Origin of the sequence: Chryseobacterium sp. AG363, assembly GCF_003610675.1 — a bacterium.
In the GTDB taxonomy this organism is placed as follows: Bacteria; Bacteroidota; Bacteroidia; order Flavobacteriales; family Weeksellaceae; genus Chryseobacterium; species Chryseobacterium cucumeris.
The window spans coordinates 163503-177705 of the sequence record NZ_RAQF01000005.1 but is presented as its reverse complement, the minus strand read 5'-3'; the positions used below and the strand labels follow the sequence as shown (position 1 = coordinate 177705).

The following is a 14203-nucleotide window of genomic DNA, read 5'->3' as shown; positions in this document are numbered from 1 at the left end:
CATAAAGCTGGTTAAAATTTAAATTCTCCTATTTCTAATTCATAATAAGTATATCCTGCTATATCAGGTTGTATTTTTGATTTTCTAACCTTGCCGCTCACCATTACTTCTGTATTTTCACGGAAAGCTTGAAGGTGGGTTACAAATATAATATACTGATACTTCATTAACAGTTCCCGGAGTGTGAATATTAACGAAGGATGTTCGGGAACTGAAAGCTCATATTCCAACACGAATACACGCCATCCTTACAAAAAAAACTACTTCAGCTGGCATTTTTTCATACAATGCAGTATTTATACGTAATCATAAGACCTAAAATAAAAATAAATTTGTGGCTTAGTTCATCATTTTTTATTAAAATCATTTATTTTAAAATACAAACACCGAAAAAATAAAAACTAAAATAAACTTAAATATGAAAATTAAACGTTTTTATTCTCTGATCACGTTATGCAGTACAATCGTAATTACACATGCACAGGTAGGGATTAATACCGCTAATCCACAGGCAACTTTAGATGTTGTAGGAAGTACAAACACCAATATGAGGGATGGTATTCTTCCTCCCAGAGTTTCCAAGCAACAATTAGCATCAAAAGACTTCGGAACTTATGGTATTGATCAGAAAGGGGCTATTGTTTATATCACAGACGTTACTTCACCCACCGGTACGACGCCGAGTATAGCAGAAGTTGGCAGCATTGACAGCATCGGATATTATTATTTTACCGGATTTCAATGGGTTCCTTTTGCCATGAATCTTTACAATACAGACGGAAGTCTTTCAGGTAACAGAGTTGTGACTCAAAATTCCAATACTCTGACATTTACAACCACCGCCAACAATGGCTTCTCTATTGACGGGACTACATTCTCTGTAGATGGAGCCAATCACAGAGTCGGATTGGGAACAAGCTCTCCTGAAACAAGATTCCATGTAGTGTCCACCACTCCAGTTTCAAACCGATACAATCTGATTGATGCTACTGCAGGAGCCAACCAATACGGAATTGTTACTTTAAGAAACACTTCTGCTTTGGCCACAGGAAATTTTTCATTGCTTGGTTTTACCAATAACGGACCTTCTTCAGGAGGCGGAAACTGGGCATTAGGATCTGTAAGAACGGGTTCAACACTCACCAATGGTTCGGAAGAAGATTTTTACATTGGAAATTCTACCGGAGGCGGTTTGATTGAAAGAATGAGAATCAATCCCATATCAGGAAATGTAGGAATCGGAGCATCTTCAGCAACCAATAAACTCCACATTAATGCTACGAACCCAATAAGACTGGAAGGGTTACAGACTTCTTCAGGAACTGCGGGAAGCTTAACCGTGAACAGTACAGGTGTTGTACAATTACAAAACTCATCAAGCATCAGCGCTGCAAGAGGTACCGGAATAGTAGTCATTACAACAAACAATACTTTTGTAAATACAGCAACATCAGCAAAAACTTTTGATAATCTCAGTGAAATGACGGGTAATACTTTTACTGCTTCTGCAACAGGATTATATAAGGTTGATTTTGTAATTAATTATCCTCAAAGAGGAGCAACAGAAGATGGTGGAGACGGGTATTTAGGATATGCCCAGATTAGTCTGAACGGGATTCAGCAGTCATTTACCAATACTAAAGTTTCCCTGCCTGAAGCATCCGGAGCACCCTCATTTGTTACGTGCACAAATACTACATTACTAAAAATGAATGCAGGTCAGGTTCTTTCATTTCAGGCACTTACTTTCGGATCAACACCCAATTCAACCAATATTATAGCTCCGTTTACAATCAACGTCGTTCGTATTGATTAATCCATTGAAAAAAGGTAAAAGTTCCCATTTACCTTTTCAGGCAAAATTCTATCAACACAAATAGAAAAAGACCACTTGCAAAACACAGGTGGTCATACTTTTATTTAAATAATCTGTTTTTAGTCTTTACGTTACATTGACTCCAAAAATATGCCCCACAAATGCTGTAATTCCCATCGCCACGGTTCCCCAGAAACAAATCCTCAATACAGCTATTTTAATACTGGAACCTCCTGCTCTGGCAGAGATTGCCCCTAAAAGCATTAAAAATATAATTGAAAAGCCATATTGGAAATACACCATTTCTTTAAGAGGAGCCAAAAGAGACACCAAAAATGGCAATAAGGCTCCCACCGCAAATGAGCCGAATGAAGCCATTGCTGCTACCAAAGGTTTAGCCTGCGTTATTTCATTAATTCCGAGTTCATCACGGGCATGTGCTCCCAAAGCATCGTGCTCTGTAAGTTCAATAGCTACCTGCATGGCTGTTTCTTTAGTACAACCTCTTTTTTCATATACTTTGGCCAATTCTCTGAGTTCTATTTCGGGCATTTCTTCAAGCTCGCGTTTTTCACGGAGTAAATCTGCTTTTTCTGTATCCTCCTGAGAACTTACAGAAACATATTCACCCGCTGCCATAGACATTGCCCCGGCAATCATCCCTGCTAATGCAGCAAGAATAATGATATGACGCTCCGGCTCTGCAGCCGCAACTCCTATAACGATACTTGTAGTAGATAACAAACCGTCATTCGCGCCCAATACCGCTGCACGAAGCCAGCCTACTCTGTTTACATAATGTTTCTCCAGTGGATGATGCATAACTTTTATTTTGGTGGTAGGTTAAAGTTACCCAATATTTCATCAAGAATCATTTTAAATTATATTCATTCTTATAGGGATGGTTTTCTTCCGTGACAGTATGTAATACGCTATAAATCAAAATATACCGTTATAAAGCATCACCATTCTGTTCAGAAAATCCTATTTTCTTATCTTTGCGGCAATGAATTTATTATACATCAACTGGGATATTAATCCCGAAATCGTCAATATCTTAGGACTTCCCATAAAATATTACGGATTATTATTCCTTGCGGGACTTGTTTTATCACTCAATATTTTAAAAATAATTTATAAAAAAGAAGGTCTCAGCACTCAGGCACATGAGGCTTTATTCTCCTATGCCCTGATCGGAATTCTGGTAGGTGCAAGACTGGGACACTGCCTTTTTTACGATTTTGATTATTATTCACAGCATCCGCTTGAAATATTTTTACCGATTCAGAAAGGGCCGGATGGTGTCTATCATTTTACGGGATTTGCAGGTCTTGCCAGTCATGGCGGCGGCATTGGTCTGGTAATTATGCTTCTCATCTATGCAAGAAAATATTCTATCCCGTTCATGACGGTTCTGGATGCCATAGCGATTGTACTTCCGCTGGGTGGTACCTTCATCAGGCTGGCCAATCTTATGAATTCTGAAATTATAGGAGTTCCTACTGATGTTCCATGGGCTTTTATCTTCCGTCAGGTGGATGATCTTCCGAGACATCCGGCCCAGCTTTATGAGGCCATCTCTTATTTTATTATTTTCCTTGCGGTGTATTTTACTTATAAGAAGAATATTTTTAAGATCGGAAAAGGATTTTATTTTGGAATCAGTATTCTGCTGATCTTCATTATGAGAATCCTGATTGAGTTTATCAAGGTGGATCAGGTAGAATTTGAGCACGGAATGATTTTGAATATGGGACAGCTACTGAGTATTCCGTTTGTTCTTCTTGGATTATTCTTTATCATCAAAAGTATATTGGAGAAAAGAAAGATTGAAACCACTTAATTTTCTTATTTCTTTTACCATAAAAAACTCACTGAAAGCTGTTTTTCAGTGAGTTTTTTTTTGAATAGATTTTACAATATGCTATCTTGTTGTGTATCCACCGTTAGCAAATATGGTCTGCCCGGTAATCCACCAGCCTTCTGTTACCAGGAATTCTACCAGCGGAGCGATGTCTTTAATATCGGTAAGACCTCCCAATGCGGATGCTGATTTATGATACGCTACCGCATCGTCGGTTTCCTGTCCGTAGAAAAAAGGAGTATCCATAGGACCTGGCGCTACTGCCGTTACAGAGATACCTCTTGCCCCGAATTCTTTTGAGGCCGCTCTTGTAAAATGTTCTACCGGTGCTTTTGCTCCTGCATATGTAGAATATAATCCGGTATAAGCTGCCAGCAATGAAGTAACAATGGTACAGATTTTTCCGTGATCGTTTAGCTTTTTACCCGCTTCCTGCATAAAGAAATACGCAGACTTTGAATTGACATTGAACATGGTATCATATTCAGCTTCTGTAGTTTCTGAAAATGGCTTTTTAAGTACCATCCCTACAGTATTGATTGCAATATCAATTCCTCCGAAGCGGGAAATAGTTTCGTCAAAAAACTTCGTGATATGATCTACTTTGGTAAGATCTCCCTGAAATAAAAATGCTTCAGCTCCTAAAGCCTGCACTTCAGCCAGTGTTTTTTCGCTTTCGGCTTTTGAACTTTCGCTGTTGTAATGGATGGCCAGCTTTGCCCCCTTGGATGCAAAATCTCTGCTTAAGAGTCCTCCTAAATTTTTACCTCCTCCGGCAATTAAAACAACTTTTCCTTGTACATTTTGTGTTGACATGTTTTTATATTTAAATGTTAATGAGACAAAGATCAATAATAAAAACCGCCTCAACATGGTGAAATTTTCGGGAATTTCTATTTATTATTTTTAAACCAAAAGAAAAATGTTTATTATTTTATGTAAACAATAGTTTTTAATAGAATGTTATTTACCAACCAGATACGCTTTGGCACATGTCATTTCTGTTAAACACTTTTGTATAATTCACAAACACGCATCAATTTTAGGCATAACATTTGATACCTTCCTCCCGTATCACGCACCACCACTTCATTTTTAATATATTTTTTTATAATCCTCAGGTTTCTGAGGATTTTTTTATACAATTATCACAACTTACTTTATACTCTTCCTACAGATATAAAGTGTCACTTAAAACCATTTCTGATAATCAATCATTTAAATCCTGATTATTCATTTTATTGTTGTATATTTGCATATTATAAACCAAGTCTTTACTTTGTTTTCTGTAACGACCCGAATATTTTTTATTCAGTCTTTGCCTTTTGAGCAGCCATCTTTTTAACTTTTATTCTTCTATTAAAGAACAATACTTGTCGGAATTTTAAAGCTCTGTATGATTGGGATTATCCAGGACAGAAAACATAGCCAGGCTTTATAGGGGTCTAACAGACCAGTTTGAACTCATTAATTTATAGAAACTAAATACTAAAAATAATTTATGGCAGATTCTTTTTCTAAAAAGGAAAATTTCAAGAAAAAAATTCAAAAGCAAAAAGAAAAGGCGCTAAGACGCGAAGAACGTAAAACGAACAACAACAAAGGAGCAGAAGATGTCTTCATGTATGTAGACGAATTCGGAAGATTAACATCTACTCCACCTGAACAAAGACAGGAAGTAAATCTTGATGACATTCAATTGGGTGCTGCACCTATCATTGAGGAAGATCCAAGAAAAACAGGAATTGTTACTTTCCTGAGCGAAAAAGGATATGGCTTCATTACGGAAGATAATTCCAAAGAAAACATTTTCTTCCACAATAACAACTGTGCAGAGCCGGTGAAAAAAGGAAATAAGGTATCTTTTGAAAAAGAGAAATCTCCTAAAGGATTTTCTGCTGTTGAAATTCAGCTTGTTAAATAATATGTACTTATAAAGTGTTTCTGCCCTGAAAGCAGATTCATTTTAAACCATACACAAAGAGACTGCCCGCTGGGACAGTCTCTTTTTTTAGGGACATATAAAAAAAGTTAACTCAACTTATAAAAGTTAGATTGTATGCAAGATCCTGGAATTATTTCAATTATCATTACGGGAATCCGTAGGATCCTATAAAATATAAAAGAAGCTGCCTAAAGAGACAGCTTCCTTCATCGTAAAAAAAGTAAAAATTAATCCAGTTTCCCTCCCAGTGCTTTAAACAGCAGGACGTTATTTCTGGTATTCTGATGCTGAAACTGCAGCAGGTCCAGTTCAGCAGTTAATTTGCTCTTCTGAGAATTGATCAGTTCAAAATAATTAGCATATCCTGTGAGATACAGATCGTTGGAAACCTCAACACCACGATCAAGGAAACCTACTTCTTCCGATTTCAGTTTCAGAACACGTTCATAGATCTTGGTCTGTTTCAGAATCGACTGAAGTTCATTAAAAGCTGTTGTGATACTTTTCTGATAGTTTAAAAAAGCGATTTCCTGCTCTTTGCTGGCTACCTTAAATTCATATTTCAGCTGCCCTTTATTGAAAACAGGAACCATTAATCCTCCCAACAGCTGCCCGGCAAGGGAACTTGGTTTGAAAAACGTTTCCACAGAAAAAGAATTCAGTCCGAAACCTGCTCCCAGATCAATTTTAGGATAAAAAGCAGCTCTTGCTGCCTTCGCATCAGCCTGAGAAGCTTCCAGAACATAATAATTGGCAGCAACATCCGGTCTGGAATGAATCACATTTTCTACATTAATGGTTTTATTCAAGACTTCCATATTGGTAGGCATCAGTATTTTTCCGCGTTTTACCTCTCCACCGTAGCTTCCTGTTAAAGTAGTGATTGCCTGTTCTACCGTAACAATTTCTACTCTGATATGTTCAATCTCTGCCAGCCAGTTGTTATTCTGAGCTTTGAACTGCTGAACTGCCAATTCCGTGGCTTTTCCCACTTCACGCTGAGCCAGAACAATTTCAAAGGCTCTTTGCTGAAGTTTATAGTTTTTCTGATAAATCGCAAGACGGTTATCTAAAGCAACCAGCTGATAATAGAGATTCGCAATATCCGTGAAAAGCTCTACTTGCAGCAACCTCAATCCTTCCGTTGAAGCAAGATATTTCTTCTGAGCAGCAATCTTTTTATTTTTCAGCTTTCCCCAGGCGTCAATTTCCCAGCTGCTTCTTGCTCCCAGCCAGTAATTTGGAGTAAAATCCCGGTTAATTTTCTGATTTTCCGTAATATTAGGGGAAAGATTGGTATCATAGTTTCCAACGCCTTCCATTGTATATTTTCCGTAGTGGTCACCGGAAGCCTGTACTCCCACTTCAAGAGATGGCAATAGATCCATCTTTGACCTTTGAAGGAAACTGTTGGCAATCTCCACTCTTTGCTGGGCAATCTGAAAATCAGGATTAGCCTGAACTACTTTATCGAAAAGTTCAAGCAGGTTTGGATCTGTAAAATATGCTTTCAGGTTGATCTGCTGGAATTCATCCGGAGATTTATTTTTATCAGCTTTAAGAATCTCTTTAGGTAATTCCTGAGCTTTTTTCAACTCAGTTACTTTGGGAACAGCACACGAAACCAGGCTCAGTGACGCTATTCCATACAATATATTTCTATGATTTAATCTTTTCATCTTTCTTCTTATTTTCAAGTTTTGCAAAGAATATATACAGTCCCGGAATCACGACCAGTCCGAAGATCGTTCCTATCAGCATTCCTCCTGCTGCTGCCGTACCGATAGAACGGTTACCGATGGCTCCGGCTCCTGATGCAATACATAGAGGAATAAGCCCTGCTACAAATGCAAAAGAAGTCATCAGAATCGGCCTCAGACGTTGCCTTGCACCTTCAATAGCTGCCGGAACAATATCAAATCCCTGTTTGTTTCTTGCTACCGCAAATTCTACGATCAGGATGGCATTTTTTGCCAGAAGACCGATCAGCATGACTAATGCTACCTGTGCATAAATATTATTATCCAGCCCTGCAGCCACCAATGCAATGTAAGATCCGAAAATTCCTGTCGGAAGACTTAATAATACAGGCATCGGAAGAAGGAAGCTTTCATATTGTGCTGCTAATAAAAGATACACAAATAAAAGACAGATCGCGAAGATATAAACGGTTTGGTTGCCTGATAAGATTTCTTCTCTTGTCATCCCCGACCATTCAATATCGAATCCTCTTGGCAGGGTTTCTTTGGCTACACGTTCTACCGCTTCAATGGCATCTCCGGAACTGTAACCGTCCGCGGGCTCTCCGTTGATCATCGCAGACATATACATATTGTACCTTGTCAGTACTTCAGGGCCGTATACCTTCTCGATAGTGATGAAAGTTGAGAAAGGAACCATTTCACCTTTATCATTTTTTAGATATAAATTCAGAATGCTTTCCGGGGTATCTCTGTGTTCCGGACTCGCCTGGACCATTACTTTATACATCTGACTGAAACGGATAAAATTCGTGGCATAATAAGATCCTAACATGGTCTGTAGGGTAGACATGGCGTTGTCTACCGATACTCCTTTCTTTGCTGCCATATCATAATCTACATTGATCATGTATTGCGGGAAAGTAGCATCAAAGCTGGTAAAGTTGTTCTGCAGTTCAGGAGCTTCGTTTAATTTCTTAACAAAATCCTTCGTGATCTTATCTGTATTTTCAATCGTTCCTCCGGTTCTGTCCAGAAGACGCAATTCAAAACCGCTGGTATTACCGAACCCCGGAACCGTTGGTGGTGCAAAAATCTCAATCTGCGCATCTGCAATGCTTTTTGTTTTGTCTGAAAGTTCTGAGATCAGATCATTCACTGAAATACTCCTTTCTTTCCAGTCTTTAAGGTTAATCATCGCCATTCCGTAAGAAGAACCTGCAATTTCTGTTACGATGCTGTACCCTGCAAGGGTGGTCACGTTTTCCACTCCTTTGATCTTCTTGGCAATAACGGTAACTTCATCCAGTACTTTTTCTGTTCTTTCTACTGTTGCTCCCTGTGGAGTCGTTACACTTACATACACCATTCCTTGGTCTTCCATTGGAATAAATCCGGTCGGCAGGAATTTGCTGGTCACGAAAGTAAGTCCGACAAATAAAAACAGCAGTCCGAAAGTTACCGTAGTTCTTGTAGCAAATTTTGATAAAATACCTACATAGCCATTTGTCAGTCTTTCAAAACCAGTATTGAAACTCTGGAAAGCCCTGTCGATGATCGTTTTCTTCTTATTGTGGTCATGAGGTTTTAAAATAATAGCACAAAGTGCCGGAGTAAGTGTCAATGCATTCACCCCAGAAATCACGATACTGATGGCCAGCGTTAATGAAAACTGACGGTAAAATACACCCACCGGGCCATCCAGGAAAGCTACAGGAATAAATACAGCAGACATTACGATCGTAATCGCTACTACAGCTCCTGCAATTTCTTTAGTGGCACTGATGGTGGCATCCATCGCATTCATTCCTTCTTCCATTTTCACGTGAACGGCTTCAACGACGACAATGGCATTATCAACCACAATTCCGATGGCCAGAACCAATGCAAACAATGTTAAAAGGTTCACAGAGAAATCCAGCATATTCATGAACGCAAAAGTTCCTACCAATGCTACCGGTACAGCCAGTACAGGAATTAATGTGGAACGCCAGTCCTGAAGGAAGATAAATACTACAATTCCTACCAGAATAAAGGCTTCAATAAGGGTTGTCAGTACTGCACTGATGGAAGCATCCAGGAATCGGGAAACATCATAAGCCATGTTATACTCCATTCCGGGAGGGAAAGAGGTAACTTTTAATTCTTCCATTTTTGCTTTTACGCTTTCGATCACTTCGGAAGCATTGGAACCGGGACGTTGTTTCATCATAATCGACGCAGAAGGTCTTCCGTCTGTTTTGGAAACCATTCCGTAGTTCATGGCTCCGAATTCCACTTTAGCAATGTCTTTAAGCTTTAAAATAGTTCCATCCACATCAGATCTGATGGGAACTTCTTCATATTGCTTAGGCTCAAAAAACTTTCCCTTATATTTGATTACATACTGAAGCTGGCTGGAGGTTTTACCAGAGGTTTCACCTACTTTTCCAGGAGCAGCGGAAATATTCTGTTTTTGCAGGGAAGTGATTACCTCATCTGCTGAAATATTATAAGCTGCCATTTTCTGAGGATCCAGCCATACTCTCATGGAGTACTCTTTCTGCCCCATAATTTCAGCACGCCCTACTCCATCAATACGTTTCAGCTCCTGAAGGACGTTGATATCCGTAAAGTTATAAATGAACTGTTCATCCTGGCTCGGATCTGCACTGGTGATGTTAAGGTACATCAGCATACTGTTCACCTCTTTTTCAGTAGTTACTCCGGCTCTGATTACCTCTTCGGGAAGTTCATCAAGAATAGTCGTTACTCTGTTCTGAACGTTTACTGCAGCCACATCAGGATCTGTTCCTACTTCAAAGAACACCTGAATAAGGGTAAGACCGTCATTGGAGGTTACCGTGGACATGTACGTCATCCCCGGCACTCCATTGATCGCACGTTCCAAAGGCAGCGCTACCGCATTGGCAGACACTTCGGCATTCGCTCCTGTATATTTTGCTGTAACGGTTACTGAAGGCGGTACAATATCGGGAAACTGGGTGATTGGCATTTTCAGCAACGCCATAATTCCCAGCAATACAAATAATATGGAAATAACCAACGAAAGAACCTTTCGTCTTATAAACATTTCTACCATAGTTAGTTGATTTAAAGATTATGAAAGGTTAATACTTCTTTTTGATTTTGATAATATCACCATCTTTCAAAGACTGAGTCCCTTCATAAATGATTAAATCTCCTTTTTTAAGCCCGCTTTCTACCATATAAGAATCTCTTAAAGTAGTTCCGATCTTAATGTTGGTCATTTTCACTTTATTCTGTTTATCTACCACAAAAACATAGGTTTTATCCTGAATGGAAAAGGTAGATTTTTGTGGAATAAGGATCGCATTATTCTGTTGCTCAGAAATGATAAGCTTCCCGGAAGTACCGTGTTTGATCAAACGGTCCGGATTCGGGAAAAGCACTTTATAACGAATAGAACCTGTGGTTCTGTCTATTTCCCCTTCTGCTGTTTTCAAAGCTCCGTTGAACTGGTAATTAACTCCATTAGGTAACGTTAATTCAATTTTTTGATGATTTCCGATTTTATCGTTAGCTAAAAGCTCAAAATATAAGTTTTCAGGAATGGAGAAATAGGCATACACTTCGTTCAGTTGGGAAAGTGTGGTTAGCAATGTTCCATTTTCCACCAAACTTCCGTCTTTATGGGGAATTACATCAATTACTCCATCAAAAGGCGCCGTAATTCTTGTAAAGCTTATTTTCTGAAGAACCGTTCTCTTTTCTGCATCGGCAAAGGCATGTTTTGCTTTTGCAGAAGATAGTTTAGCCTTTACCATTTCCAGTTCGTTGTTTGCAACAAATTTTTTAGCATGAAGACTCTGAATCTGCTTCAATTCTACTTCTGCAATACGAACATCTGCTTCAGTCTGTTTTAAAGCTGCATTTGCTTTCAGGAGTTCCATCTGAAGTTCGGCATCATTAATTTTAAATAAAGCCTGTCCCTGATGGACAAATTGTCCCTCATTTACATAAATATGCTGTATAATACCTCCGATTCTGGAGCGCATTTCAACATTTTTTTTAGCCTGGATATCAGTAACAAACTGGTTGCTCACCAAGGTGTCTTTTTCCTTGATTTCCAGCACGGGAACTTCTTTGTCTTTCTGATTGTCTTTTTGCTTGTCTTTACTGCATGACACAGCGAATAATGTTGCAAGAATGCAAATTATTACGTTTTTAAAATACATTTTTAAATGTTTAAGTTATAAGATTTCCGTAAAAATGATTTGGTATTCAGAAACTTAAACCTAGTACAGCTGGAGGAGATGGAGAAAAGATTTAACGCCACAAATAATAGAAATTGCGATCTCAGGAAGCGTAACTTTGGGAATAGCTTTTAAAATTCCTGAAAAATCTGCAATGGCAGTATCGTTTTTTTTGACAGAATGTTTTACAATTTTGACAGCCGCAGGCAATGCATGCGTATTCATATCTGCCTCTTCGTAAACATCCAGAACATGAATGTTGGTTACAGGAGGAACATGAGGGATATTTCTCAATGATTTTTCCGCCCAATTCGAATTGAAAAGGGAAAAAACCAGTATGATATAGAATAAGAAAAATGACCTCAGACTTGCCATGTCAACCAGAACACATTAGTTTTTAAGTAAAAAACGATAGTTTGGCAAAATTAGGAATTTTTACCGGAAAATCCGGCCATTGAACTGTTAAAAAAACTTAAACAATGGATGAATAATCTTATTTATTTGTATTGGGATTCCTACGGAATGACAAATAGAATGCAAAGTCTATTCATGCAGTCTGTAATTCCGTAGGAATCTAATTGGAATCGTTAAAGTTTCGGCTAAAGCCAGTGGAATTTGAGTTATCGTTTTGAAACGGGCTCCCTTCATCTAAGCTCAGGATAATAAACCGTTTCTATTGAATATCTAGAACAGTTTACTCAATATTCTGAAACGATAATCAAAGATATGTTCCAGTTTCTTTTTCACGAAAAGATTGTGGACAATTTCTCCTAAAAATCCCATGGGAAGTTCATAGTCTATAGTATCCTTCATTAATACGCCTTCTTCATTGGAAATAAATTCATGATAGTGGTTCCATAGTTTGTACGGACCTTTTTTCTGAAAATCAATGAAACTTTTCTGAAAATCTACGTGGGTGATCTCCGTCTGCCACTTCATTTTGATACCGAATAGTGGAGAAACATAATAATCGATGAGCATTCCTTCAAAGATTTCATCATCTTCCATTTCCGTTAATACGACGAAGCCCATATCCTTCGGAGTAATTTCTGAAAGATTGTTTGCGGAGGAAAAGAACTTCCAGGCGGTTTCTATATCACAATTGAGCTGTTGTTCACGGAAAAGAGTATGCTTCATAAGACCGGATCAGTTTATCTGATTGTTGTGAAACAAATGTATGACAAAGATTTAATTATAGATCCACATCAGTACTGGTTTTCCCGATTTCTGAATCATCGGATCAATTTCTTTCATGGCATTGTTGGAAACAGTCGGGCAGCCCCATCCTTCGGGAGATCCGTCAGGAAACACTTCCTCATCGCTCATAAGATCCCAGGAATGAAAGACAATATATCTTTTTAAAGCATTGCTGTTGGTTTCTTCAAGGCCGTGCATAAGGTATTTTATATTGATTCCCCAATCGCTGTAGCCTCTTCCTTCCAATTTATACTTTCCTAAAGATGAAAGGTGGCTTCCATCTTCATTGCTGAAACCCGGATTGGCTTTAGAATTATCTTTACTCCAGGAATTGGAACCGCAACCATGCCCTACCAGATATTTTTTCGTAATCTTATTATTCTTAAAATCCCAGACAAAAAAACGGTTAACGCCGGAGTGAAGGCTCATATCAATGAGAATACAGAAATCTTTGCTGAGGTTCTTTGAAGCACAGAATTTCAGGGCTTCTTCTGCTTTTATTTTTAATTTAGAAAAATCAGCTTCAGGTTTCTTTTCTGCAACTACTGATGTTTCTACCGTTCTTATTGTATTATTTCTCCTTTCCTGAGAACATGAACAGATCCAAAAGATGGTGAAAAACCAAAAAACCTTTTTCATATTTTATTTATAATGCTGAAAGATTCCGAAATCAGAAGGAGTCCAAAGTGCGGCTTTTTGCCCTGCTGCCTTCAAAGCGTTATTTGACCAGGTGTTGCAGGTATACAGAAAGCTATAAGTCCCTTTTGCATCATAAAAAGCATCGTTATCACCGTAAACAGCATTGGTAGGGATCAACATAAAATTTCCGTTCTGATCTCTGTCAAATTTATCTTCCACATATTTCACCAGATTTTCATACTGACTTCTGCTGATCATAATCATTTTACAGTCATCGCCTTCTTTCATCGTATTATAATAAGTACAGTGCATAGCTGAATCACTTAGCCAGAATGCAGCTTTTATAGCTGTTGAAAATTTCAGGTCTGCCCACGTAGGTGTATCAAGATAAAAACCTTTATCTCCCCATCCTATCCCTATATACTGATAGTCTGTTCTTTTTGATTTTGTATTGGCAAAAGGAATTTTCCGGCTCCAGTCCTGCAAATCGTTTTTCACAGGCATTACAATATCGGTATGCACTCCGTTGGTATAAATGTAGATTGGAATCTCTTTCTTTTGTCCGTCATCTTTTGCGGAAACAGGAATATAGGGAATCAACAACCCAAGGATGACATAAATAATCACAATCCCTAAAATAATTCCTACCACTTTCAGGAGATACATAAATATTGTTTTCACATTCATGTTTTTAATAAAATTTAATCTTTAATTTTTAGTAAAAGTATTTGTTTTAATCGAAAAATTAGCTATATTTAGTTACGAAATATTCACAAATATGCGTAAAAATACTAAATCCCAAAAAAGGTTTAAAGTAAGAGTAAA

The 14203-nt window shown here is 38.2% G+C and carries 12 protein-coding genes; 3 read left to right on the top strand and 9 right to left on the bottom strand.

Translation table 11 applies throughout. The annotated features are described in order from the left end of the window. The first annotated feature begins 418 nt into the window (after positions 1–418). Entirely contained in the window at positions 419–1816 is a 1398-nt protein-coding gene (locus tag DEU39_RS19275) for a hypothetical protein (protein WP_120233026.1), read from the top strand. A 126-nt stretch (positions 1817–1942) separates the two neighbouring features. On the opposite strand, the gene DEU39_RS19270 is transcribed toward DEU39_RS19275, so the two are convergent. Continuing rightward, on the bottom strand, positions 1943–2638 hold the full coding sequence (locus DEU39_RS19270; RefSeq protein ID WP_120233025.1) for a VIT family protein: 696 nt from the start codon (positions 2636–2638) through the stop codon (positions 1943–1945). A gap of 184 nt (positions 2639–2822) precedes the next feature. On the opposite strand from DEU39_RS19270, the gene lgt reads away from it, so the two are divergent. Then, positions 2823–3659 carry a prolipoprotein diacylglyceryl transferase gene (gene lgt, locus DEU39_RS19265; protein ID WP_120233024.1) on the top strand — a complete coding sequence of 279 codons (837 nt, stop codon included), beginning with the start codon at positions 2823–2825 and terminating at the stop codon, positions 3657–3659. Positions 3660–3740: 81 nt separating this feature from the next. On the opposite strand, the gene DEU39_RS19260 is transcribed toward lgt, so the two are convergent. Then, positions 3741–4496 (bottom strand): SDR family oxidoreductase, encoded by a 756-nt coding sequence (locus DEU39_RS19260; protein ID WP_120233023.1) that lies wholly within the window; start codon positions 4494–4496, stop codon positions 3741–3743. A gap of 685 nt (positions 4497–5181) precedes the next feature. On the opposite strand from DEU39_RS19260, the gene DEU39_RS19255 reads away from it, so the two are divergent. Next, on the top strand, positions 5182–5604 hold the full coding sequence (locus tag DEU39_RS19255) for a cold shock domain-containing protein (RefSeq protein ID WP_047432903.1): 423 nt from the start codon (positions 5182–5184) through the stop codon (positions 5602–5604). A 248-nt stretch (positions 5605–5852) separates the two neighbouring features. Here the strand turns inward: DEU39_RS19255 and DEU39_RS19250 are convergent, their stop codons facing one another. The 7 genes from DEU39_RS19250 to DEU39_RS19220 form a co-directional block, all read right to left on the bottom strand. After that, the gene (locus DEU39_RS19250) at positions 5853–7304 is read right to left on the bottom strand and encodes a TolC family protein (RefSeq protein WP_120233022.1); all 1452 of its coding nucleotides are present in this window, start codon (positions 7302–7304) and stop codon (positions 5853–5855) included. Further along, positions 7285–10407 carry an efflux RND transporter permease subunit gene (locus DEU39_RS19245; RefSeq protein WP_062676350.1) on the bottom strand — a complete coding sequence of 1041 codons (3123 nt, stop codon included), beginning with the start codon at positions 10405–10407 and terminating at the stop codon, positions 7285–7287. The genes DEU39_RS19250 and DEU39_RS19245 overlap by 20 nt, the downstream gene beginning before the upstream one ends. 28 nt (positions 10408–10435) lie before the next feature. After that, complete coding sequence (locus DEU39_RS19240; RefSeq protein ID WP_062676351.1) at positions 10436–11524, bottom strand: efflux RND transporter periplasmic adaptor subunit; 1089 nt, start codon at positions 11522–11524, stop codon at positions 10436–10438. A gap of 60 nt (positions 11525–11584) precedes the next feature. Next, a complete protein-coding gene (locus DEU39_RS19235; RefSeq protein WP_147367622.1) occupies positions 11585–11836 on the bottom strand; it encodes a hypothetical protein in 252 nt (83 codons plus the stop codon). 390 nt (positions 11837–12226) lie between these two features. After that, on the bottom strand, positions 12227–12679 hold the full coding sequence (locus tag DEU39_RS19230; RefSeq protein ID WP_120233020.1) for an SRPBCC family protein: 453 nt from the start codon (positions 12677–12679) through the stop codon (positions 12227–12229). 51 nt (positions 12680–12730) lie between these two features. Then, entirely contained in the window at positions 12731–13378 is a 648-nt protein-coding gene (locus tag DEU39_RS19225; RefSeq protein WP_120233019.1) for a murein L,D-transpeptidase catalytic domain-containing protein, read from the bottom strand. 3 nt (positions 13379–13381) lie between these two features. Next, the gene (locus tag DEU39_RS19220; protein ID WP_120233018.1) at positions 13382–14065 is read right to left on the bottom strand and encodes a TIGR02117 family protein; all 684 of its coding nucleotides are present in this window, start codon (positions 14063–14065) and stop codon (positions 13382–13384) included. Positions 14066–14203: the final 138 nt, after the last annotated feature.

What these genes read in the sequence shown, in the direction of transcription:
- DEU39_RS19275 (WP_120233026.1), top strand. Translation starts at nt 419, where the DNA reads ATGAAAATTAAACGTTTTTATTCTCTGATCACGTTATGCAGTACAATC.
- DEU39_RS19230 (WP_120233020.1), bottom strand. Translation starts at nt 12,679, where the DNA reads ATGAAGCATACTCTTTTCCGTGAACAACAGCTCAATTGTGATATAGAA.
- DEU39_RS19245 (WP_062676350.1), bottom strand. Translation starts at nt 10,407, where the DNA reads ATGGTAGAAATGTTTATAAGACGAAAGGTTCTTTCGTTGGTTATTTCC.
- DEU39_RS19240 (WP_062676351.1), bottom strand. Translation starts at nt 11,524, where the DNA reads ATGTATTTTAAAAACGTAATAATTTGCATTCTTGCAACATTATTCGCT.
- lgt (WP_120233024.1), top strand. Translation starts at nt 2,823, where the DNA reads ATGAATTTATTATACATCAACTGGGATATTAATCCCGAAATCGTCAAT.
- DEU39_RS19220 (WP_120233018.1), bottom strand. Translation starts at nt 14,065, where the DNA reads ATGAATGTGAAAACAATATTTATGTATCTCCTGAAAGTGGTAGGAATT.
- DEU39_RS19260 (WP_120233023.1), bottom strand. Translation starts at nt 4,496, where the DNA reads ATGTCAACACAAAATGTACAAGGAAAAGTTGTTTTAATTGCCGGAGGA.
- DEU39_RS19255 (WP_047432903.1), top strand. Translation starts at nt 5,182, where the DNA reads ATGGCAGATTCTTTTTCTAAAAAGGAAAATTTCAAGAAAAAAATTCAA.
- DEU39_RS19270 (WP_120233025.1), bottom strand. Translation starts at nt 2,638, where the DNA reads ATGCATCATCCACTGGAGAAACATTATGTAAACAGAGTAGGCTGGCTT.
- DEU39_RS19250 (WP_120233022.1), bottom strand. Translation starts at nt 7,304, where the DNA reads ATGAAAAGATTAAATCATAGAAATATATTGTATGGAATAGCGTCACTG.
- DEU39_RS19225 (WP_120233019.1), bottom strand. Translation starts at nt 13,378, where the DNA reads ATGAAAAAGGTTTTTTGGTTTTTCACCATCTTTTGGATCTGTTCATGT.